This window comes from Streptomyces sp. NPDC039480 (genome assembly GCF_055597165.1).
Genome location: NZ_JBVITX010000001.1, coordinates 282,509 through 303,818 on the forward strand (window position 1 = coordinate 282,509; position 21,310 = coordinate 303,818).

Consider the following 21,310-nt stretch of genomic DNA (forward strand, 5'->3'; position numbering starts at 1 on the left):
AAACGGGCGGGACGTGCTGCGAAAACGGGCGTGACGTGCGGCAAAAGGTGGATCGTGCACTTATTCCGAGTTGGGTGAATCTTGACCGGTGGCTTATCTCACCCACCGTCAACCCCTCCCTACGGTGGCGTAGGACACTTAGGGAGGTGAAGGATGTGACGTCGTGAGCGCAGAGTCGACAACCTTCATCCACCGCCCCGACAACAACCGCGTATTCAACTCCTACGCAGCGCTCGGCGACAGCTTCACCGAAGGCGTGGGCGACCCGGGCCCCGACGGCACCTTCGTCGGCTGGGCCGACCGCCTCGCGGTCCTGCTGGCCGACCGGGTACCCGAGCACACCTTCCGGTATGCCAACCTCGCCGTCCGCGGCAAGCTCCTCGACCAGATCGTCGAGGACCAGCTGCCGCGGGCCAAGGAGCTCGCCCCCGACCTGGTGACGTTCTGCGCCGGGGGCAACGACATCATCCGGCCGGGCACCGATCCCGACGAGGTCGCCGAGCGGTTCGAGCGGGCCGTGGCCGACCTCTCGTCGGCGGTCGGCACGGTCATGGTGACCACCGGCTTCGACACCCGTGGCGTCGCGGTGCTCAAGCATCTGCGCGGCAAGATCGCCACGTACAACATGCACGTCCGTGCCATCGCCGACCGGTACGGCTGCCCCGTGCTCGACCTGTGGTCCCTCAAGACCGTGCAGGACCGCCGGGCCTGGGACGGCGACCGGCTGCACCTCTCCGCCGAGGGGCACACGCGCGTGGCGCTGCGCGCCGGCCAGGTCCTGGGCCTCGACGTGCCCGCGGACCCCGACCAGGCGTGGCCCCCGATGCCGCCGCGCGGCACGCTGGAGGTGCGGCGCGACGACATCCACTGGGCGCGCGAGTACCTGGTGCCGTGGATCGGGCGGCGCCTGCGGGGCGAGAGCTCCGGCGACCATGTGGAGGCGAAGGGCTTCCGCAACCTCGACACCCTCAAGCTGCAGATCGGGACCGCTTCCTGAGCGGGCGGGTCCGTACGACTGGGGGATGACAACGGGACGGACTGCGGTCGCGGTCCGTCGTAGGGAGGGGGGACAGCGGCCGGTGAGCCTTCGTCAGTACGAGTACGCCCTGGCCGTCGCCGAGCAGGGATCGGTGACGGCGGCGGCGGAGCTGCTGCGCGTCGCACAGCCGTCGGTCTCTCAGCAGATCCGCGGCCTGGAGCGCGAACTCGGCGTGCAGCTCTTCGCCCGCACGCCGACCGGGCTGGTGCCCACCGTGGTCGGCCGCGCCTTCCTGCGGGAGGCGGAGGTCGCGGTGAGCGCGTCCCGGCGGGCGCGGGCGACGGCGCGGGCCGGTGCCGACGAGCTGGTGGGCGAGCTGGTGGTCGCGGTGCAGATGGGCTTCGGCACGCGGCAGTTGCCGGGCGCGTTGGGCGCGCTGCGCCGCCGCTTCCCCCGGCTGGAGGTCACCGTCTTCGAGGAGCCGAGCTCCGCCGAGCTGGAACGGCTGTGCCGCCGGGGCGTGGTGGACCTCGCCCTGATGGCGGCGTGCGAGCGAAGCCCCGCCGACGCCCACCACCTCGGCGACGAGGAGTTCGTCGTGGTCCTCGCCGACGGGCACCGCCAACTCGCCGCGGACCGGGTCGAGCTGCGCGAGCTGGACGGCGAGCCGTGGGTGAGGTTCGACCGCGACAGCGCGCTCGACGGCGTGCTGCTGAGCGTGCTGCGGGACAACGACGTGACCCCGACCACGGCCGCCCGCGTGTCCCAGACGGCGACGGCCGTGCGCTGGGCCGCCCACGGTCTTGGCGTCACGCTCGTGCCGGCCTCCGCGGTGCCCCAGGGGCACGAGCCCTATGTCCGCCCGGTGTCGCCGGTCGTCTCCCAGCCCGTCATCGCCGTGGTCCGGCAGGGCGCGGGCCCGGCGGAAAAGGCCTTGCTCGAACTCCTCGGCCAGGAAACCTGGTCGAATTCCGCTGCCTTTTCACCGGCGCCCTGACGGCCGGAATCACCCCGGCGTCACCCTCTGGGGAATTCACCTCCGTCCACGACCAGATTGCTTCCGGTGAGCCAGCTCGCCCGCTCGGACATGAGGAACAGCACGGCGTCGGCGATGTCGGCGGGCTGACCGTCGCGCCCCAGCGGCACGGTACTGGCGCCCTGTCCCTGTCCCAGTTCCTCCTGCTGCCCCTGCCCCTGCGACGGGTCGAGGCGTGCCCACTGCTCCCGCGTCGCTTCGCCGCCCGGGGTGGCGACCCTGCCGGGCCGCAGCGTGTTGACCCGGATCCCGAACGGGGCGAGCTCCATGGCCAGGCCCCGGCTGTAGTTCTCCAGCGCCGCCTTCGCCGCCGTGTAGGGCAGGAACGGTGGCGGTGTGGCGGGGACCGCGGCCGAGGAGACGTGCACGATCACCCCCGAACGCCGGTCCCGCATCCCCGGTACCAGCAGCGAGTCCAGCCGCACCGACGCCAGGTAGTTCAACTCCAGCGCGTCCTGCCACTCTTCGTCGGGAATGGCGGAGGTACTTTCGTACGGCTGCCCTCCGCCCGCGTTGTGGACCAGGATGTCCACTCCACCGAGCTCCTTCTCCACGGACGCGGCGATCGCCTCAGCTCCGGCCCGGGTCCGCACGTCGGCCGCCACGAAGGCGGCGCCCTCCGGCACCGTGCTCGTCGCCGACCTGGCGGTCGTGAGCACTTGGGCGCCCGCGTCCAGGAGGTGGCGTACGACGGCCGCTCCGATCCCGCGAGAGCCGCCTGTGACCAGAGCCTGCTTTCCCGCGAATTCGCGCGTTTCCGTCACGTTCTCGATCGTGGTCATTCCACCGGTCCTCTCGGCATGTGATGTTCCGCCCGACGGAATATGAAAAGGCGTGCACGGTAAGCGAGTTCGGGAAAATCGCGGTGGCGCCTGGTCGAGCTGTTTCACCGTACGGCCGCGAAAGAACCGGCGACAAAGACCAAATGTCAGCGGAGGCCATAGGAGATCCCTATAGCCCCTGCCCGGTCTCCGCCCCCAGCTCGGCGGGAGAACCGGGGTCGGCAAAGGGGCCTGCTGCCGTGCGTCTGCGTGCGATGGTGAGGACGCAGCCGTTCCGTCGGCTCGGTGGAGAGCCGAGACGATCGCCGACGCAGGCTCGGCGCCTGCCCGAGGGGGCTCCCCGATGATGTACGACGACGACCTGCTCGTGACCGATCTCCTGCTGGAGACGGCTTCCCTGGAAGAGTTCCTGGAGACGCTGGCCAACTACGCGCTGAGTCTCACGGTCGCGGCGGACAGCTGCGGCATCACCATCAGCCGTGCGGGCCGGCACCTGACGGTGGCCGGCGTGGGCCGTGCGGCCAATGAGCTGGACGAGAAGCAGTACGGCCTGGACGACGGGCCCTGCCTGCAGGCGCTGCGCAGCGGTGACGAGGTCGTCGTGGCGGACATGCTGGGCGAGCCGCGGTGGGGCGCCTATCCGGCCCACGCCGTGGCGTGCGGCACGCGTTCCTCCCTCTCGCTGCCCATCGCCGCCCACACGCACACCACCGGAGCCCTCAACCTCTACGCTCCCAAACCGGACGGCTTCACCGAGGAGGACCTCGCCGGGTTGCGGGTGGTGGCCGCGCAGGCGACCGGGGCGATTGCGCTGGCGCAGCGCATTGCCGACGCCCAGAAGTTCGCGAGCGAGCTGGAGACGGCGATGCGCTCGCGCAGCGTCATCGACCAGGCCATCGGCGTCATCATGGGCCAGCAGCGATGTGACGCCGAAAAGGCGTTCGGCATCCTGCGCAGTGCCTCGCAGAATCGCAACATCAAGCTGCGCGAGCTGTGCCGCGAACTCATCACGGGCATCGGCGGCCGCCCGCCCGAGGAGGGTCGGCTGCGGCCCCGGCCCTGACGGCCAGTACTTCGATCCTGAGTGGCCAGTACTGGGCCGGTGAGGTGAACGAGCGGGAGAGGTTGCGGGTCGCCGTGGGCGCGCCGGTGCGGGGGCGACCGCGAGTCGTCCCCGCTGGACCCCTCCGCCTGCCCGCCCGGCACTCTCCCGGTGCCGGTGGACATAATGGGGAGGCCTATCCACCCCCCTCAGGAGGTCCCGTGTCCCGGTCCCTGATCCCCGGGCTGCGCTCGCTGCGGTCCGCTGCCTTCGGAGCGGACCCCGCGGGTGCCCGGCTGGCCCGGATCCGCAGATCGCCGAACTTCTCCGTGGCCGAGGGGTCCTTCCAGAACCCCGTGGGGGCACGGACGCGGCCGACCGGCTCGACCCTGGAGTTCGCCAAGGTCTACTTCCGGAAGGAAGAGCGCGTACGCCGCGGGCCGGCGGGCACGGTTCCGGTGCACGCCACCACTCTCGCCGACCTAGCCAAGCCGCCGGTCAGCGGTCTGCGGGTCACCTGGATGGGCCACTCCAGCGTCCTGGTCGAGATCGATGGGCGGCGGGTGCTCTTCGACCCGGTGTGGGGCCGGCGGTGTTCGCCGTTCTCCTTCGCCGGGCCCAAGCGGCTGCACCCGGTCCCGGTGCCGCTGGAGACGCTCGGCCCGGTCGACGTCGTCGTGATCTCCCACGACCACTACGACCACCTGGACATGCCCACGATCAAGGCGCTGGCCGCTACGGACACGGTGTTCGCGGTGCCGCTCGGCGTCGGCGCCCACCTGGAGCGGTGGGGCGTGCCCGCGGACCGGCTCCGCGAGCTGGACTGGCACGAGACGGCGAAGGTGGCAGGGCTGACCCTCACCGCCACCCCCGCACGCCACTTCTGCGGCCGGGGCCTGCGCAACCAGCAGCACACGCTGTGGGCGTCCTGGGTGGTGGCGGGGTCGGAGCACCGCGTCTTCCACAGCGGGGACACCGGCTACTTCCAGGGCTTCCAGGACATCGGCGCCGCGCACGGCCCGTTCGACGTCACGATGATCCAGATCGGTGCCTACAGCGAATTCTGGCCGGACATCCACATGACGCCCGAGGAAGGCGTGCGGGCGCACCTGGACCTCCAGGGCGGTGAGCCGCGCGGGGTGCTCCTGCCGATTCACTGGGGGACGTTCAACCTCGCCCCGCACGCCTGGTCGGAGCCGGGGGAGGGCACGGTCGCGGCGGCGCGCCTGGCGGACGCCCCCATCGCGCTGCCCTGCCCCGGCGAGCCCTTCGAGCCGGGGGCGGGGGCGCTGCCCGGCACGCTGTGGTGGCGGGCTGTGTCGCATTCGATCGCTCAGCCGTGGCGTCGCCCCCGGCATGCCGAGATCGTTGCCGAGCCGCGCAGCGACGATCTCGATCTCGCGGGCGAGCGGTGACTTCGATCGGGCACGTCCTTGCCGAATGGGGAGGATCCGTCGCGAGTTGTGGTCCGAACGCGCATCGTCGATCGCTGAGCTGCAGTTTGGTGTGAGAGATTGGCGGACCGATCCGACGTACGCGATGTGCCGGGCGCTGGTGGACGGAGCGGATCGGGCCTCGTTCGCGGTAGGCGCGTTCGATGTGCGGGCTGCACACGGGCGAGGACCTCGCTGGCCACGCGACGGGCGTCCTAAGGGCCTATGCGCCAACCACAGCGGGGCCGCAGGCGCCCTCTCCGTACTCTCCGGCCCGCGCCCGGCACTTCGGCGTCGCCTTCCGTCCGCGATGAACTCTTCAGCGCCGTTCGCCGCACGCCGGGCGTTAACGTCTAGCCCCATCGCCGATCAGCGATGGTACCGGGGGGGGAGGGGAAGAGCGTTCGCCACCGGCAGCGCCTCGATCAGGCGTGCGTACAGTGTCACGTCATGGTCACGGTGCTTCACCCGGCCTCAGGGGCCCGCCGATTCCAGTAGTTCCAAGTGCTCCCGCACCGCACGCTGTTGGTCTGTTTCCGGTCCCCTCGCCAGGCGGCGCTCAGGTCTGCTGAGGCGCGCTGCACTCGGAGACCGCGTATGGGATGTTCTACCGGGCGACGATTCGGGTTCCCACCTGTCACCGAGGCACTGTGCCCATGTGGCAACGGCCAGAGGGAACTTCCGGGCATCAGGGCCCTTAGCTCGGAGCCCATGGTGTCGGTCCGACCGCCGATGCGGAGAGCTGCGGATACCAGCGGGATACCAGCGCTTGGAGAACGTGACCGGCCAACCCCGCGGCCGGCCTCAGTGACGGTTTGGCGAACGAGCGCCGAGTGGTCCGCACCGACGAGGGCCTGCACCCCCGCAACCGCGCCCTTTTCCTTTCCAGCCCCACTGGTCATAGCGTCGCCTCCCGATTTCCTGTCGCAGTTCGGCGAGAATATCTTGCGAAGCGCTGGTGCTGAGGGCTGCTTCCTCGGTGGCGTCTGCCTGCCGGAGGACACGTACTTCTTGAACCTGCATGCCGGCTCAACGCAGACGTTTCCTGCAGTTTCGAGCATGGAGTAGTCGGTGCCGATGTTGGATGCTTCTCCTGCCTCGCCATTTCGTAACAGCCTTCGCAGGAATGCTGTTGGTACGAAGAGTTGATTACTGGCGAACCGTCGAGCGATCGCCCGAAGAGGAATGCTCGCTCCTGGCATCCGAACATGGTGACGACAGATCGCAGCAGAAGTCCTTGGGAGACGGCATGGTCCACCCGCTTCCGTTCTCCACACCGGATCTCGTCCTCGGTATCCCAGCCGTCGCAGTCACCTCCTCCTTGGGATTGAAGAGCACCCGGGCCGCGAGTTCTTCGGGTCCGAGTGCCGCACACTCCTACCTTGCCGTCGAGATGGTGATCGGCATGATGGTGGTCATGCTGAGAATCGTGAGAGCCATCATTTCAAGCGGTTCAGGTGTGACGTTACTGAGAATGCTGTCGGCACATTGGTAGAGATCGTCGAAGGCGGGATTTTCTCGGACACCACCTTGATACCGCCCTCGTGGTCGAGTTCAAGGCCGATGCTCAGGTGTCGCTCAGGTGTCGTGACACGCCGACAAGAAGTTCTGCAGTTGCGGGTTCGTCTCGGGTTGTAGTCCGCACACGCTGTGGGGAGCGCTGAGCTCGCAGGACGGGGCAGGCTGGGCGTACCCCTGCAACGTGCCAAGGGGAGCCGCGACCTTCAGCGACGACGGTGGTGGCCGAGTCCCGATCCGGGAACCGGAGGCCGAATGTGGTCTCCCACCATGCCGATCTTTGAATACCGGGGCGAGCCGTGAACTTGAAGGCGCCGGCACGGGAAATAGAGGCGGATCAGCACCTTGCCGGAAAGTGCTCCCTCGCCCTATCCCGTACGACGCCTTGCAAGTCTTGATCGAGCGAGCGCGTGATCGAGGACCCGTGGAAGAGGCGCTTCCCCGACCGGAAGACGACGACCAGGGTGCGTACGGCTCGAACGGTGTGAACCGGTGACCGTCCATGCCACGTCTACCGTCGGCATCCCTCTGCCTGCTGCGGCGAACGAGGGATCAACTGGCCGCGTACACAATCTCCCACCTGACTCGGCAGGATGTGGAGCGCTCCACGAGAACCGGAGCTGTTAACTCCCCTTTTCTCCTTCGCGCGTTACCCCCAGCACGCCCAAGGAAACCCGAAGTACGGCGAGTTGGACTGGGTCAACCAATGGAGCACTCCATCGAAGGCATATGGCGCCAGAGTGCGGGTACCGAGATGGTTGCCCTCGTCGACTTCGCACTGAACCCGGTGATGCTGGGCTTGCACCCCGACGCCCCGTCTGTCAACGGGAAAAGGCACGGTGCTCAGGATGGGAAGCGCGTCTTCCCGGCAAGGCCGGATCCTGTCTCCCTCGTCGACCAAAGAAGAGTTAACTTGGGTGGCATGAGAATGCTTCGGGGGAGAAGGATTCAGAAGGGGAGCTCTGAACACAGCGGCGTTCGGGGGGAGGGGTTATCGTCCTCCGTGTTACGGGCGTGGGTGGCAACGGGCCTGGTCCTCGTGGTCTGTCTCGTTGCCTTCGGTCTGCTCGGGGTCATGCCCAGGCCCTCGGGCCTCGACCCGGCCGTCGGGGTCTCCGTCGCCCTGTGCTTCCTGGGCATCATGGGGCATACCTGGGGCAGGCTGCCACAGTGGCGCCTGGCACACCAGGGGGTGGCGGCCGCCGACGGAGTAGGAGAGCAGTTGGTCGCTGCCCGGGAGGACGAGCGCAGTCGGCTCCGGACCGACCTCCACGACAGCCTCGGTCCGGCGCTCGCGGGCATCAGACTGCGCCTCGACGTCGCGGCCGAACGGGTCGCCCAGCCGGGCACCCGTCAGCTCATCCTGGACGCCGCAGCTGAGACCGCCCGCACCGTGGACGACATCCGGCGCATCATCGACGACCTGCGCCCTCCGGACCTGGACGGCGGCGGAATCCACGGAGCCCTGCGCCGTCTGGCGCACCGCGCGAGCGTCGACGGGAAGCTCGACGTACGCGTCGAACTGCGGGGGCCCGAACCGGCGCGGAGGCTGTCCTTCGCAACCGAACTCGCCGCCTACCGCATCGCCTCCGAGTCGCTGACGAACGTCCTGCGCCACGCGGGGGCGCGGACCGTCACCGTGCGACTGACCGATCAGGACGGCTGGGTGACGCTGGAGGTGACCGACGACGGGAGCGGGCCACCGGGCGCGGGCGCCTGCCGGCGCGGCGTCGGTCTCGCGTCCATGGCACACCGGGCGCAGGACGTGGGCGGGCGCTGCGAGGTGCTGCCGCGGCCCGACGGCAGACCCGGCACCCTCGTCCGCGCGGGGCTGCCCCGGAGTGAGGCATGACCATACGAGTTTTCCTGGTGGACGACCATCCGTTGTTCCGCGCGGGCGTACGGCTCGCGATGGAGGACGTCGAAGACATGGACGTGGTCGGCGAGGCGAATAGCGGCGAGGAGGCCGTGCAGGCTCTCGTGCACGAAAAGATCGGTGCCGACGTGATCCTGATGGACGTTCAGATGCCTGGTCTGTCCGGTGTCGCGGCGATGGCGGACATCGCGGCCGCCCACCAACCCGGCGCCGACGCCCCGCGTGTCCTGATGATGTCCGTGACGGACGACGACGACATGGTCGTCGCGGCGCTCAGGGCGGGCGCGCACGGCTACCTCCTCAAGGGCGCGCCTCGGGCCGAACTCATCAGGGCGGTGCGCACCGTCGCCCTGAAGGGCGCGGTGTTCAGCCCGACCGTCGCCGCGCGACTGAGCGGCTACTTCTCCGCCGTCCACGAGATGCCCAGCCGTGCCGCCTTCCCACAGCTCACGGAACGCGAGCGCCAGATCCTCGATCTGGTCGCCCGTGGCTACACGAACCGGCGGATCGCCCGCGAACTGGTGCTGGCCGAGAAGACCGTGCGCAACCACGTCTCGCACGTCTTCGCGAAACTCCAGGTGAGCGACCGGGCGGCTGCCGTGGTGCGGGCCCGGGACGCCGGACTGGGTGCCTGATGACAGGGCGGGACCCGGTCGGGCCCGGAGCCCCAAGAGCCCGGGACGACGGGAGTCTTACGTTGGCGGCGCAACACCGGGGCGGCCGGCGGAAACACCCGGCGGTCCGCCCCGGCCCAATCGGAAACGAAGGACGGTGACCCCATGGCCATGTACGACGAGTACGAGACGCCCGAGCTGGTCGATGTCGGCGAGTTCGCCGAGCTGACCCTCGGCTGGGACAACCAGTGCACAGACTGGTACGGCGGCGGTGCCTGGGTCTGCTGACCCGGCCCCACCCGTAGCACGCGGGCCGTTGACGGCCCGTCCCACCCGGCGGCGGTGGAGGGGATCCCCTCCACCGCCGCCGGCGCGTTCCCGGCGGGATTCGGTCCAGGGGATGACATCCTCCGGCCCGATGTGCCAGGCGGTACGGCGGGCCAGAGTGGCGGACCATGATTGAGGTTCAGCAACTCACCAAACGGTACGGGAGCACCCTGGCCGTCGACGGACTGTCGTTCACGGTGGAACCCGGCCGGGTGACCGGCTTCCTGGGGCCCAACGGAGCGGGCAAGTCGACCACCATGCGGGCCATGATCGGACTCGACCGTCCGACGTCCGGCCGGGTCCTCATCGACGGCCGGGCCTACTCGGAACTGCGGTACCCGCTGCGCGAGGTCGGCGCGCTGCTCGAGGCCAAGGCACTGCACGGCGGTCGCACCGCACACGCCCATCTGCTGGGCCTCGCCCGCAGCAACCGCATCCCGAAGCAGCGGGTGGACGAGGTCCTGGACACCGTCGGTCTCACCAGCGTGGCGGACCGGCGAACCGAGGGCTTCTCCCTGGGCATGGCCCAGCGGCTGGGCGTCGCCTCCGTGTTGCTCGGTGATCCGCCCGTCCTGCTCCTCGACGAGCCGGTCAACGGCCTCGACCCCGAGGGCATCCTGTGGATCCGCGGCTTGATGCGGCGGCTCGCGGCGGAGGGGCGCACCGTCTTCGTCTCCAGCCACCTGATGAGTGAGATGGCGCTCACCGCCGAGCACCTCATCGTGATCGGCCGGGGCAGGCTGCTCGCCGACGTTTCGGTGGAGCAGTTCATCGCCTGCAACTCCCGGGCTTACATCCTGGTCCGCACCCCCGAGCCCGAACGGATGCGCGGTGTCCTCGCCGACGCGGGCATCCACACCGACCAGGGTCCCGACGGCACACTGGAAGCGGTCGGTACCTCTTCGGAGAAGGTGGGAGAACTCGCCGGCCGCCACGGGGTCACCGTCTATGAGATCAGTCCCCGTACGGCCTCTCTGGAAGAGGCGTTCATGCAGCTCACGGCCGACGCAGCCGACCACCGTGCCGACAAGGGGGTGCGGTGACCATGGGGGACCCCCGCGCAGCCATCGCGTTCGAATGGACCAAGATCCGAACCATGCGCTCCAGCCTGTGGAGCCTGGTCCTGTGCTTCCTCGTCAGCGTCCTGATCGCCCTGCTCTTCGGGTGGGTGCTGCGCGGTGCCTACGACGACATGAGCGCGGAGAGCAAGGCGGACTTCGACCCGGTCGGCTCGGGCTTCAACGGACTGCGGCTCGGCATGATCTCCCTGGTCGTCTTCGGTGTGCTCACGGTGACCAGTGAGTACTCCTCCGGCACCATCCGCGGCTCGCTGGCGGCCGTCCCGCGGCGTGGTGTCTTCTACGCGGCCAAGGTGCTCACAGGCACCGCGGTAGCCCTGGCCGCCTCCGTCGTGGTCGTGCTCGTCACCTTCTTCACCGCCCAGACGGCTATCGGTGAGGCACACAACGCCTCCATCACCGACGACGGGGCGCTCCGTGCGGTTGTCGGGTCGATCCTCTACATGACCATGATCTGCGCCTTCTCCATGGGACTGGCGACCGTGCTGCGCAGCCCCGCGCTCACCCTCGGCATCCTCGTGCCGCTTTTCTTCATGGTGTCGGAGATCCTCAACAACCTGCCCGGGGTGCAGAAGGCGGCTCAGTTCCTGCCCGACGCGGCCGGCGGGATCATCATGCGCCAAGAGCCCCAGGAACACATGATCCTCACCGCGTGGAGCGGCATGGCAGTCCTCGCGGCCTGGGTGGTCGTCGCACTCCTCGGCGGCTATCTGGCTCTGCGGCGGCGCGACGCCTGAACCTCCGGGGCCGTGCGGACGCGGGACGGGGACGGGACGGTGCGCCCAAGAGCCCGGGACCGCAGGCCGCCTACGTTGTGCGTGACCCGGGGTACGGCTGCGGCCGACGAGCTCGTGCAGGCCGCAGCCGCACCCCACCGTCCGAACAGAAGGAGGGTGAACATGGCCACGCACGAGGAGTACGAGGCGCCTGCGCTCGTCGAGGTCGGCGGTTTCGCGGAGCTGACGCTCGGCGCTGGTCCGGAGGACTGCGTCGACTGGTACGGCGGCGACGCCTGGTTCTGCTGAGCAGCTGCGTGCGGCGGTGACCGCCGCCGCACGTCGGCGGCGGAACGGCTGCTGTCGAAGCCGCTCCGCCGCCACCCCCTGACGACCGCAGACCAAGGAGCTCCGCCGTGACCACGTTGCGCGCCGACGGACACGAAACGCCCGTACTTCTCGAAGTCGGTGATTTCTCCCGCCTGACGCTGGGCGGCTTCGGGAACGAGTGCCCGGAATGGTTCGGCGGCGCAGGCGTCAGGACCTGCTGACGCCCCGGCGCGGCGCCTGAGGGCCGCCGCGCTTCGGCATGCCTGCGCCAACCGAAGAAGGGGACATGGAGTTTCTGATCCTTCCCGACTGCCACAAGGCTGAACCGGTCGCCCATGCTGCGGCAGCACCCGGCGCCCGGACCGTCATGCACGCCTCGGGCCGGCCCTGGCTGGTGGGCCGCTGGAACGACGACGAATGCGTCGTCGTCGACGGCGGCCGGAACCGACTCGTACTCCTCGGCCCCACGCGCGCCGACGCCTCCCTGCTCGCGCGGCGCCTCGCGAACCTCGGTTCACCGCACGACCTCGACCCCCTCGTCCGGTCGCTCCCCGGCAGCTTCCACCTCGCCGCCTCGTTCGACGGCCGCACCCGCACCCAGGGATCGCTGTCCACCGCGCGTCACGTTTTCCACGCGCGGATCGACGGCGTCACCGTGGCCGCGGACAGCCCGAGCGGCCTGACGGCCCTCATGCAGACCGGGCTGGACGAGGACGTCCTCGCCCTCCAGCTCCTGCTTCCCGTGCCGTGGCCGCTCAGCGGGCGCCCGCTCTGGACCGGGGTCGACTCCGTCGGCTCCGGCGCCTGGCTGGACATACGCCCGGACGGCGAGGCCCGCACGGTCTCCTGGTGGACGCCGCCCGAGCCCGACCTTCCCATCTCCCGGGCGGCGGACACGATCCGCGGAGCGCTGGCCGACTCCGTGGCCGCACGCGCCGCCCACCAGGACGTCATCAGCGCCGACTTGTCCGGCGGCCTCGACTCCACCAGCCTGTGCTTCCTCGCCGATGCGACGGACGCCCACCTGGTCACCCACCACTGGGAGCCGATGGACCGCGCCAACGCGGACACGCTCTGGGCGAGGAGGGCGGCCGCGCTCATGCCGTCCGCCCGGCACCGCTTCGTGGACCCGGCCGAGGGCCCGCTCTGGTACGAGGCCGCGCCCGACCGGGACGGTGCGAGCGACGACGTCGAAGGCCCCCTCGTGTGGACCCGCAACCGCGCCCACACCGAGACCTTGGCCCGCACCGTCCGGACCGAAGGAGCCGCACGCCACCTCATCGGCGTCGGCGGCGACGAACTGTTCGGCATATCCCCCCAGTTCGGCTGGTCACTGATCCGCAGCGACCCGCTTCGGGGCATACGGACCATGCGCCGCTTCCGCTCCGTCAACCGCTGGCCGCTCGGAGCGACCCTGCGCTCGCTGGCCGACCGGTCGTCCTTCTCCGACATGCTGGCCCGAGCCGCCCTGCAGCTCAACGCCCCGCCGTCCCCCCGTTTCACACCGCCGCTCGGCTGGGGCCGCGGCGACCTGCGGATGCCCGAGTGGGCCACTCCCGACGCCGTCGCGACCGTCCGCCGTCTGCTGACCGACACCGCCGCGCGGCGGCCCCGGCCGCTGCACCCCGACCGGCTCCAGCACCAGACGCTGGAGGTCACGGTGCTCAGCGGGCACGCCGCCCGCCAGCTCAACCGCTCCCTGCGTCCCCTCGGCGTCACCTTCGAGACGCCCTTCCTGGACGACCGGGTGATCGAGGCGGCCCTTTCGGTCCGCGTCGCCGACCGGGTGGTGCCCGGCCGCTACAAACCGGTGCTCACCACCGCCCTGCGCGGCGCCGTGCCCGACGCCGTGCTCGACCGACGCGACAAGGGTGCCTTCGGACAGGAGGCCTACGAGGGGCTCTACCGCAACCGCGAGCGGCTCGCCGGACTCTGCGACGACCTGCGCCTCGCCGACTACGGACTGGTCGATGCCGGTGCCCTGCGCGCCGCGCTGTACCGGCCCACGCCCGACACCCGCTCGCTCAGTCCCTTCGAGAACACGCTGGCCTGTGAGACATGGCTGCGGTCACCGAGTGCCGTCGCTCCGCATGCCGCGTCCCCCACGGGAGGACCCCGATGACGTACATCCTGGAGCCCGACGTGATCGCCACCGACGTCGAGGACGGTGTCGTCCTCCTCGACCAACGCACCGGCCGTTACTGGCAGCTCAATCGCTCCGGCGCGGCCACCCTGAGGCTGCTGCTGGACGGCAACTCGGCCGAGGAGGCCGCCCGGGAGCTCACCCGGAACCGTCCGGAGGCCGCGGAACGGGCTCGCACCGACGTCCGTGCCCTGCTGGCCTCCCTGGTCAAGGCCCGGCTGGTGGTGGGCTCATGAGCATGCCCGTCGTCTCCGAGCAGTCCGTCAGGATCCGCTGGCACCGGCACATCACCGCCCGCTGCGCGGTGGGTGCCGCGCACCTCCTCGCCAAGGTGCCGCCGCGCCGGCTGCGCCGCGTCCTGCGCGCCGTCTCGCGCGGCTCCCGGCCCGCCACCGCCGCCCAGACCCTCGACGCCCGTAGCTCCGTGGTGTCCGTCAGCGCGTGGTGCGCTGGACAGGGCTGCCTGGAGCGGTCGATAGCCACCGTTCTGCTGTGCCGGCTGCACGGCGCCTGGCCCGACTGGTGCACCGGCGTGCGCACCCAGCCGTTCCGCGCCCACGCCTGGGTCGAGGCGGAGGGCGGGCCGGTCGGGGAACCCGACGACACCGGACTGTTCCGAGCCATGATGAGCGTCCGCCACGCGGCCGCGGAGAAGCCCCGGTGAGCGCCCGGCACGCGGTGCTCGTGGAGGGGCTGCGCAAGACCTACGGCACCCATGAGGCGGTCGTCGACCTGGACCTCACCGTCACCCGCGGCGAGACCTACGGCTTCCTCGGCCCCAACGGCGCGGGCAAGAGCACCACCATCGGCATGCTGTGCACCCTGCTGCGCCCCTCGGCCGGGCGGGCCGAGGTGGCCGGGCACGACATCACCCGTGAACCCGACGCAGTCCGGCGCGGCATCGGCCTGGTCTTCCAGGAGTCCACCCTCGACGGGGAGCTGACCGCCGAGGAGAACCTCCGCTTCCAGGCGGACCTGTTCGGACTGCCCCGCGCCCGGGCCCGCCGTGCCATCGCCGAGTTGCTCGACCTCGTGGAGCTGACCCAGCGCAAGGACACGCCCGTACGTACGTTCTCGGGCGGCATGCGGCGCCGGCTGGAGATCGCCCGCGGACTGCTGCACACGCCCCGCGTGCTCTTCCTGGACGAGCCGACCACCGGCCTCGACCCGCAGACCAGGGTCGCCATCTGGGAGCACCTGCACCGGCTGCGCGCCGAGCAGGACATCACCATCTTCCTCACCACGCACCACCTGGAGGAGGCCGAACACTGCGACCGGATGGCGATCATGGACCAGGGGCAGCTCGTGGTGGAGGGCACGCCCGCCGAGCTGAAGACGGTCGTCGGCGCGGACCTGGTCGTGCTGCGGACCGACGACGACGAGCGGGCGGCCCGGGCCGTGCGCGACGGCTTCGGACTGGAGGCCGAAACCGGATCCGACGGCGTGCGTCTGCGCACCCACGACGGCGCCGGATTCGTGCCCCGGCTCTGTGCCGAGCTCGCCGTCCCCGTGCACGCGGTGACCGTCACCCCGCCCACCCTCGACGACGTCTTCCTGCACTACACCGGCCGCACCATCCGGGAGGCCGACGGTCCCCAACCGCCCCACTTCGGGCCGAGGAGGTAACCATGGCACAGACCGAGGTGCACGACCCGCGGGCGGAACACATCGACTCGCCCGACGCGGACCACGGCGCACCCGTGCTGCCGGGCATCGGCGACGGCAGTCGCCTGGCCCAGGACCTGCGCACCATGAAGGTGCTGTGGCACCGGGAGACCATCCGCTTCAGCCGCAACAGGCTGCGCATCGCCATGGGCATGGTCACGCCGTTGATGTTCCTGCTGGTGCTCGGTACCGGTCTGAACTCCACCATGTCCGAGGAGAGCCTGCGCAACTTCCGGGCCTTCCTCTTCCCGGGCGTCGTCCTGATGTCGGTCCAGGCGCCGGCCATCGCCGTGGGCGCGTCCATCGTGTGGGACCGGCGGTCCGGCTTTCTGCGGCAGATGCTGGTGGCACCGGTCCGCCGCAGCGCCATCCTGGTCGGTACCTGCCTCGGCGGCGCCACCTCCGGCGCGGCCTACGGCGTGCTGGTGCTGCTCCTGGGGCCCGTCGCCGACGTGCCGTACCACCCGATGCTGCTCGTGGTGCTGCTCCAGGTGGTCCTGGTCTCCTTCGCCTTCACCGCGCTCGGGGTCGCGGCGGCCGTCTGCATCCGGCGTCCCGAGACCTTCCAGGTGGCGGTCAGCATGTGCATGCTGCCGCTCTTCTTCCTCTCCGGGGCCATGTTCCCCGTCGACGGACTGCCCGGCTGGCTCGGCACGCTGGTCCGGCTGAACCCGCTGACCTACGCCGTGGACGCACTGCGCCGCAGCATGCCCGGCGACGCCGCGGTGGCCATGGGCGACGGGTCGGTGAGCCCCGAGTGGTGGGGCTGGACACCGCCCGTACTGGTGGAGGCCGGATTGGTGGCGACCCTCGCCGTGCTTGCCCTGGCCGTCGCGACCCGCAGGTTCTCCCGTGTGGAATGAACATCTGAGGGCTGAGCCCCCGCGCAACCGGCCCATGTGGAACGGGCCCGTGGGTCCACCACCGGCCCGGCTCCTACCGGGGGCTGTCATCCCGGAGCACGAAGCGTCGGGCACAGGCCCGCGGCTAGGGTCGGGCGATGGATCATCCCGAATCCCGGCCGCTGTTCGGACGGCGGCTCACCCCGCTCCAGCTCATCCTCCTCGACTGCCTGGTTGCGGTGGGCTACGTGGCGCTCCTGCTGGTCCTGCGGCACACCCGTGCGGTATCCGAACCTGCCGACCTGCCTGGCTGGGCCGCCGACGTCCTGGTGACCGCGACGGGGCTGCCCGTGGCGGTCCGCCGGCTGTGGCCGCTGCCGGTGCTCGCCGTCGCTCTGGCCACGTCGCTGGCGTCGGTGGCCCTCGGTGTCGTCACGGACCCGTTCCTCGCGGTGGCGTTCGCGCTCTACCCCGTGGCGCTGTCCGGGGCGGCGCACCGCCTGCTGCCCGTGGCCACGGCCGGACTCATCGGTCTCGGCGGCATGGTCGCCACCGAGCCCCGGAGCCCTTACACCTACTGGTGGTTGGAGGGTCCAGGCCTCATCGTCCTCGGTTGGGCGCTGATCGCGGGTTCCTGGGCACTCGGCACGGCCGCACGGGAGCGACGGGCTTACGCGGCGCAGGCCGCCCAGGAACTCGCCGAACGGGCCGTCGCCGAGGAACGGATGCGGATCGCCAGGGAACTGCACGACGTCGTCGCCCACAGCATCGGCGTCATCGCCGTCAAGGCGGCTGTGGCGAACCACGTCGTCACCACCCGGCCCGAGGAAGCCGGCGACGCGCTGCGCGTCATCGAAGCCACCAGCCGCGACGCCTTGCGGGAGATGCGCCACCTGCTCGGCGTCCTGCGCTCCGAGCACACCGGTGCCCTCACGGACGCCGACCTCAGCCCGGTACCGGGCACTGCCGGCCTCACCGGGCTGGTCCGCCACGCCACCGAGGCCGGGCTCCGCGCCCGGCTCGACGCGCCACACCTGGACGACCTGCCCGAGGCGCTGGGCCTGACCGTCTTTCGCATCGTCCAGGAATCCCTGACCAACGCCGTCAAGCACGCTGCTCCGGCAGACTGCCGTGTCGTGATCACCCGAGACGAAAGACACGTGACGATCGAAGTGACCGACGACGGCGGACCCGGCCGTGACGGCGGCCCGGGCCGGGACACGCCGACGGGGCCCGCCCCCGACGGCGGGCACGGCCTCATCGGCATGCGTGAGCGGGTCGCCGTGTACGACGGGGAGTTCTCGGCCGGTCGGCGTCCCGGCGGTGGCTTCGCCGTCTTCGCCCGGCTGCCGCTCGGTCCGGTCGGCTCCTCCCGGGGAGCGGTCCGATGAGCGAGGACGTGCGCGTGCTCGTCGCCGACGACCAGGCCCTGCTGCGGGGCAGCTTCCGGGTACTCGTCGACAACGAGCCGGGCCTGACCGTGGTCGGCGAGGCCGCCAACGGGCGCGAGGCCGTCGAGCTGGCCGCGGCGGAACACCCGGACGTCGTCCTGATGGACGTACGGATGCCTGAGATGGACGGCATCGAGGCCACCCGTCGGATCCGGGGCTCGGCGGCCACATCCGGCACCCGTGTCCTGATTCTGACCATGTTCGACCTGGACGCCTATGTATACGCTGCGTTGCGCGCCGGTGCGAGTGGGTTCCTGCTCAAGGACGCTCCGCCCGGCGACCTGCTCGCCGGGGTGCGAGTGGTCGCCTCCGGCGAGGGCCTGCTGGCGCCGTCCGTGACACGGCGTCTCATCGAGGAGTTCGCCAACGACCCCGAGCGCGAGCCTCGCCCGCGGGCCCGCGCACTGGAGCGGGCCGGGGTCACCGACCGCGAGCGGGAAGTGCTCACCCTGGTCGCCCGGGGGCTGACCAACTCGGAGATCGCCGACCGCCTCCGGCTGAGCGTGCCCACCGTCAAGACCCACGTCAGCCACCTGCTGACCAAACTCGACAGCCGCGACCGGGCCCAACTGGTCATCGTCGCCTACGAGACGGGACTGGTGTCGGCCGGTTCGCGGTGAATCCCACCCGTAACCGCATTCGAGGGGGAAACCGTGCCCAACACCTTGCCCGTACCGCACGTCGCCGTAGTCGGAGCCGGCCTGGGCGGTCTCGCCGCGGCCGGCGTTCTGCTGCGCTCCGGTGCCACCGTCGACCTCTATGAACAGGCGCCCGTACTGCGTGAAGCGGGCGTCGGGATGCACCTGGGATCCAACGGTTCCCGTCTCCTGTTCCGTTGGGGGCTGGAGGAAGCGCTGCGCGCGGTCGCCGTCCGCCCCGAGGCGCTGGAGGTGCGCGCCCCGGACGGCCGGCTCCTCGCCCGCCGTCCCATGGGCGACACCTGGGAGAAGGAGTACGGCGCCCCTCACCTCACCGTGCTCCGCAGCGACCTGCACGCACTGCTCGCCGACCGGGTGCCGTCCGGGCGCATCCGTCTGGGCGCACACCTGAAGTCCGTCGCCGAGGACGGCGACGGGGTGCGGCTGCGGTTCGCCGACGGGCGTCAGACCTCCGCCGGCCTGGTCGTCGGCGCCGACGGGGTGCACTCGGTGGTGCGTCGCGCCGTGGCGGGTGAGGAGCGTCCGGTGTTCTCCGGGTCGAGCGCGCTGCGCGGGGTGGTCCCCGCCGCCGACGTCCCCGGACTCGCCCCCGACACCATGTACATGTGGGTCGGACCGGAGGCACGGCTGCTGGTCGCACCGGTCGACGCGGGACGCCGACTGACCTACGTGGCGGTCCTGCCGGAGACCGGTCCCGTCGAGGAGTCGTGGAGCGCCACCGGTGACGCGGCGGCGCTCGCCGCGGCGTTCGACGGCTGGCACGACGACGTGTCGTCCCTGGTACGGGCCGCCGGGACACCGGGCCGGTGGGCGCTGTACGACCGGGAGCCGCTGCTGCACTGGGGCCGCGGCCGCACCACGCTCCTCGGCGACGCCGCGCACCCCATGCTGCCGCACCACGGCCAGGGCGCCGGGCAGGCCCTGGAGGACGCCGTGGCCCTCGCACACTTCCTCGACGGCACGCCCGACGGACTGCGCCGCTACGAGGAGTTCCGGCGGCCGCACACCACCCGGGTCCAGCTCGGTTCACGGGGCGGCGCCGGAGGCGGCCTGCAGCAGGTGGTGGACGGCCTGTCCTGGGTCCATCACTACGACGTCGAGGCGGCCCTCGTGGAGTCGGCCGCCGGCGCACAGCGGGGGTGTCCTGCACGGACGTCCGAAGCGGCGGACGTATAGACGGAGGCACAGAACAACGACAGGTGGCCGTATAGCCGGCGCTCCTAGCCTCCTGGCATCGCAGTCGTAGCCAGGAGGAGGAACCCCACGTGTCGCATCACGTCGACCGACGACAGGTCCTGAGGGTCTCGCTGGGAGCGGCGACCGCCGCGGCCGTCGGTGCGGTGGCGGTCGCGCCCCCGGCCGCGGCCACCGGCCCCGGCAACGACTTCCCCGAGGTCCCCGGCATGAGCGGAGACCGCCGCGCCAATGAGTTCTGGTACCGGCTCGACGACGCCACGCTGTTCAACTCCAGCCGGGAGGTGAAGGACGCGTACGCGGCCATCGGAGCGCATGTCGGCAACATCGAACGCGGAATGCGTGAAAAGTGGTTGGAGATGGTTGCGCAACCCGGCTACCCGAACAAATACGCGGAGTTCCTCGCTCCCGTGAAGCAGCCGCTCGAAGTACTCTCGCGCACGCAGCTCGGTCTGATCGACCGTTACTACGGTCGGCGCCACCACCACCTCGTCCAGGCGTTCGGCTGGTTCGGCGAGGGCGTGCTGTACGACCCGCGTGTGCAGGCGCCGTTCTTCGTGCACACGATGAACAGCACCCCGGACATACCGCCGCCCGGCTACCACACCTGGTACGCCTACATGCGCGGCATGATGCTGCTGGACATCGACCGTCGGCGCTGGCAGCGAATCGCCCCCGCCCTGGCCTTCGCCTGGTCGGTGCAGACCGTTGCCAAGCCCGCGCAGGACAAGATCAACCCACCGCTGCCGGCCGCCACCGTACGTCGGCTCGCCGCAACCTGGCTGGTCAAGCGGATCGACCAGCTCGACCAGGACTTCCGCTCCTTCCCGTACCCCGAGGGGACGAGCTGATGGCGGCCCGCCCCGTACGCCGTGACATCCTGCGCGTGTCGGCCGCACTGGCCGCCGGGGCCGCCCTGCCGGTGGTGGGCGGTGCCGTGCCGACCGCCACCGCGGCACCCGCCGACCCCGGTCTGCCGGAGATCCCGGGCATGCTGGGCGACCGCCGTGCCAACGAGGTGTGGTACCTGCTGGACCAGGCGACGCTCTACCAGCCCTCGAAGGAGTTCGCGGACGCGTACTACGCCCTCGTCGAGCTGTACGGCGGCGGTTGGGACAACACCGTGCTCAACACTTGGCGCCGGATGGTGACCGGCTCCGAGTACCCGGCCGACTTCACCGACTACGTCGCCCCCGCACGGAGCGCGCTGGAGGTGATGTCACGGGTCCAGCTGGAGGTGTTCGACGCCGTCTACCGCCCCCGCGACCCGCGACTGGTACGCGCCTTCGCCGAGTTCGGGCAGGGCATGCTGTACGACCCGCGGACCGGCGCCCTGCACATCATGACCGGTCGGCCCCCGGGCGGCTATGCCGTCTGGCACGTCGTCCTGCGCGCCATGATGTTCCTCGACATCGACCGCGGCCGCTGGGCCCACATGGCCAACCTCAACGCCTTCGGTTGCGCCGTGCAGTTGGAGGCCGACCCCGATCTGGAGCACGTCAACCCGCCGTTGCCCGAGAAGACGGTGCGGCGGCTCGCGGCCCACTGGCTGCACCGCGGTGTCCGGCGGCTGGACGTCGACTTCCAGTCCTTTCCCTATCCGCAGCAGCCGTGAAGGAAGGTT

The 21,310-nt window shown here is 70.7% G+C and carries 22 protein-coding genes; 21 read left to right on the top strand and 1 reads right to left on the bottom strand.

The genetic code is table 11. The features are described 5' to 3' along the window. Positions 1 to 163 precede the first annotated feature (163 nt). Together ACZ56E_RS01235 and ACZ56E_RS01240 are read left to right on the top strand one after the other, a co-directional pair. On the top strand, positions 164 to 997 hold the full coding sequence (locus ACZ56E_RS01235; RefSeq protein WP_468603801.1) for an SGNH/GDSL hydrolase family protein: 834 nt from the start codon (positions 164 to 166) through the stop codon (positions 995 to 997). Between the two features lie 82 nt (positions 998 to 1,079). Further along, positions 1,080 to 1,976, top strand: coding sequence for a LysR family transcriptional regulator (locus tag ACZ56E_RS01240; RefSeq protein ID WP_471209525.1), 897 nt, complete (start codon positions 1,080 to 1,082; stop codon positions 1,974 to 1,976). 20 nt (positions 1,977 to 1,996) lie between these two features. Here the strand turns inward: ACZ56E_RS01240 and ACZ56E_RS01245 are convergent, their stop codons facing one another. Continuing rightward, positions 1,997 to 2,797 carry an SDR family oxidoreductase gene (locus tag ACZ56E_RS01245; protein WP_471209528.1) on the bottom strand — a complete coding sequence of 267 codons (801 nt, stop codon included), beginning with the start codon at positions 2,795 to 2,797 and terminating at the stop codon, positions 1,997 to 1,999. Positions 2,798 to 3,140: 343 nt separating this feature from the next. Between ACZ56E_RS01245 and ACZ56E_RS01250 the strand changes: the two genes are divergently transcribed. The 19 genes from ACZ56E_RS01250 (at position 3,141) to ACZ56E_RS01340 (ending at position 21,301) form a co-directional block, all read left to right on the top strand. Continuing rightward, on the top strand, positions 3,141 to 3,860 hold the full coding sequence (locus ACZ56E_RS01250) for a GAF and ANTAR domain-containing protein (protein ID WP_471209531.1): 720 nt from the start codon (positions 3,141 to 3,143) through the stop codon (positions 3,858 to 3,860). Positions 3,861 to 4,060: 200 nt separating this feature from the next. Beyond that, the gene (locus ACZ56E_RS01255; RefSeq protein WP_471209533.1) at positions 4,061 to 5,254 is read left to right on the top strand and encodes an MBL fold metallo-hydrolase; all 1,194 of its coding nucleotides are present in this window, start codon (positions 4,061 to 4,063) and stop codon (positions 5,252 to 5,254) included. A 2,611-nt stretch (positions 5,255 to 7,865) separates the two neighbouring features. After that, positions 7,866 to 8,642, top strand: a complete 777-nt coding sequence (locus tag ACZ56E_RS01260) for a sensor histidine kinase (protein ID WP_471209536.1) — start codon at positions 7,866 to 7,868, stop codon at positions 8,640 to 8,642. Then, complete coding sequence (locus ACZ56E_RS01265) at positions 8,639 to 9,301, top strand: response regulator (protein WP_471209539.1); 663 nt, start codon at positions 8,639 to 8,641, stop codon at positions 9,299 to 9,301. Before ACZ56E_RS01260 ends, ACZ56E_RS01265 begins: the two co-directional genes overlap by 4 nt. Positions 9,302 to 9,445: 144 nt before the next feature. Further along, on the top strand, positions 9,446 to 9,568 hold the full coding sequence (locus ACZ56E_RS01270) for a lasso RiPP family leader peptide-containing protein (protein WP_471209542.1): 123 nt from the start codon (positions 9,446 to 9,448) through the stop codon (positions 9,566 to 9,568). A 167-nt stretch (positions 9,569 to 9,735) separates the two neighbouring features. Further along, positions 9,736 to 10,650, top strand: coding sequence for an ATP-binding cassette domain-containing protein (locus ACZ56E_RS01275; protein ID WP_471209545.1), 915 nt, complete (start codon positions 9,736 to 9,738; stop codon positions 10,648 to 10,650). A 2-nt stretch (positions 10,651 to 10,652) separates the two neighbouring features. Beyond that, complete coding sequence (locus ACZ56E_RS01280) at positions 10,653 to 11,423, top strand: ABC transporter permease (protein ID WP_471209547.1); 771 nt, start codon at positions 10,653 to 10,655, stop codon at positions 11,421 to 11,423. 162 nt (positions 11,424 to 11,585) lie between these two features. After that, a complete protein-coding gene (locus ACZ56E_RS01285) occupies positions 11,586 to 11,711 on the top strand; it encodes a lasso RiPP family leader peptide-containing protein (RefSeq protein WP_471209550.1) in 126 nt (41 codons plus the stop codon). 107 nt (positions 11,712 to 11,818) lie between these two features. Next, positions 11,819 to 11,953 carry a lasso RiPP family leader peptide-containing protein gene (locus ACZ56E_RS01290; RefSeq protein WP_471209553.1) on the top strand — a complete coding sequence of 45 codons (135 nt, stop codon included), beginning with the start codon at positions 11,819 to 11,821 and terminating at the stop codon, positions 11,951 to 11,953. A gap of 65 nt (positions 11,954 to 12,018) precedes the next feature. After that, the gene (locus ACZ56E_RS01295) at positions 12,019 to 13,854 is read left to right on the top strand and encodes an asparagine synthase-related protein (protein WP_471209556.1); all 1,836 of its coding nucleotides are present in this window, start codon (positions 12,019 to 12,021) and stop codon (positions 13,852 to 13,854) included. Continuing rightward, the gene (locus ACZ56E_RS01300) at positions 13,851 to 14,111 is read left to right on the top strand and encodes a lasso peptide biosynthesis PqqD family chaperone (RefSeq protein WP_367491848.1); all 261 of its coding nucleotides are present in this window, start codon (positions 13,851 to 13,853) and stop codon (positions 14,109 to 14,111) included. The genes ACZ56E_RS01295 and ACZ56E_RS01300 overlap by 4 nt, the downstream gene beginning before the upstream one ends. Continuing rightward, the gene (locus ACZ56E_RS01305) at positions 14,108 to 14,539 is read left to right on the top strand and encodes a lasso peptide biosynthesis B2 protein (protein ID WP_471209558.1); all 432 of its coding nucleotides are present in this window, start codon (positions 14,108 to 14,110) and stop codon (positions 14,537 to 14,539) included. Before ACZ56E_RS01300 ends, ACZ56E_RS01305 begins: the two co-directional genes overlap by 4 nt. Continuing rightward, a complete protein-coding gene (locus tag ACZ56E_RS01310; protein WP_471209561.1) occupies positions 14,536 to 15,501 on the top strand; it encodes an ATP-binding cassette domain-containing protein in 966 nt (321 codons plus the stop codon). Before ACZ56E_RS01305 ends, ACZ56E_RS01310 begins: the two co-directional genes overlap by 4 nt. A 2-nt stretch (positions 15,502 to 15,503) precedes the next feature. After that, on the top strand, positions 15,504 to 16,403 hold the full coding sequence (locus ACZ56E_RS01315; protein WP_471209564.1) for an ABC transporter permease: 900 nt from the start codon (positions 15,504 to 15,506) through the stop codon (positions 16,401 to 16,403). 137 nt (positions 16,404 to 16,540) lie between these two features. Further along, positions 16,541 to 17,773, top strand: coding sequence for a sensor histidine kinase (locus ACZ56E_RS01320; RefSeq protein ID WP_471209567.1), 1,233 nt, complete (start codon positions 16,541 to 16,543; stop codon positions 17,771 to 17,773). Beyond that, complete coding sequence (locus ACZ56E_RS01325) at positions 17,770 to 18,453, top strand: response regulator (protein WP_381659074.1); 684 nt, start codon at positions 17,770 to 17,772, stop codon at positions 18,451 to 18,453. Before ACZ56E_RS01320 ends, ACZ56E_RS01325 begins: the two co-directional genes overlap by 4 nt. Before the next feature lie 33 nt (positions 18,454 to 18,486). After that, positions 18,487 to 19,668: an FAD-dependent monooxygenase gene (locus ACZ56E_RS01330; RefSeq protein WP_471209570.1), complete on the top strand. Its 1,182-nt coding sequence runs from the start codon at positions 18,487 to 18,489 to the stop codon at positions 19,666 to 19,668. 89 nt (positions 19,669 to 19,757) lie between these two features. Then, a complete protein-coding gene (locus tag ACZ56E_RS01335; RefSeq protein ID WP_471209573.1) occupies positions 19,758 to 20,537 on the top strand; it encodes a hypothetical protein in 780 nt (259 codons plus the stop codon). Continuing rightward, the gene (locus ACZ56E_RS01340; RefSeq protein WP_471209575.1) at positions 20,537 to 21,301 is read left to right on the top strand and encodes a hypothetical protein; all 765 of its coding nucleotides are present in this window, start codon (positions 20,537 to 20,539) and stop codon (positions 21,299 to 21,301) included. The genes ACZ56E_RS01335 and ACZ56E_RS01340 overlap by 1 nt, the downstream gene beginning before the upstream one ends. The last annotated feature ends 9 nt before the right edge of the window (positions 21,302 to 21,310 follow it).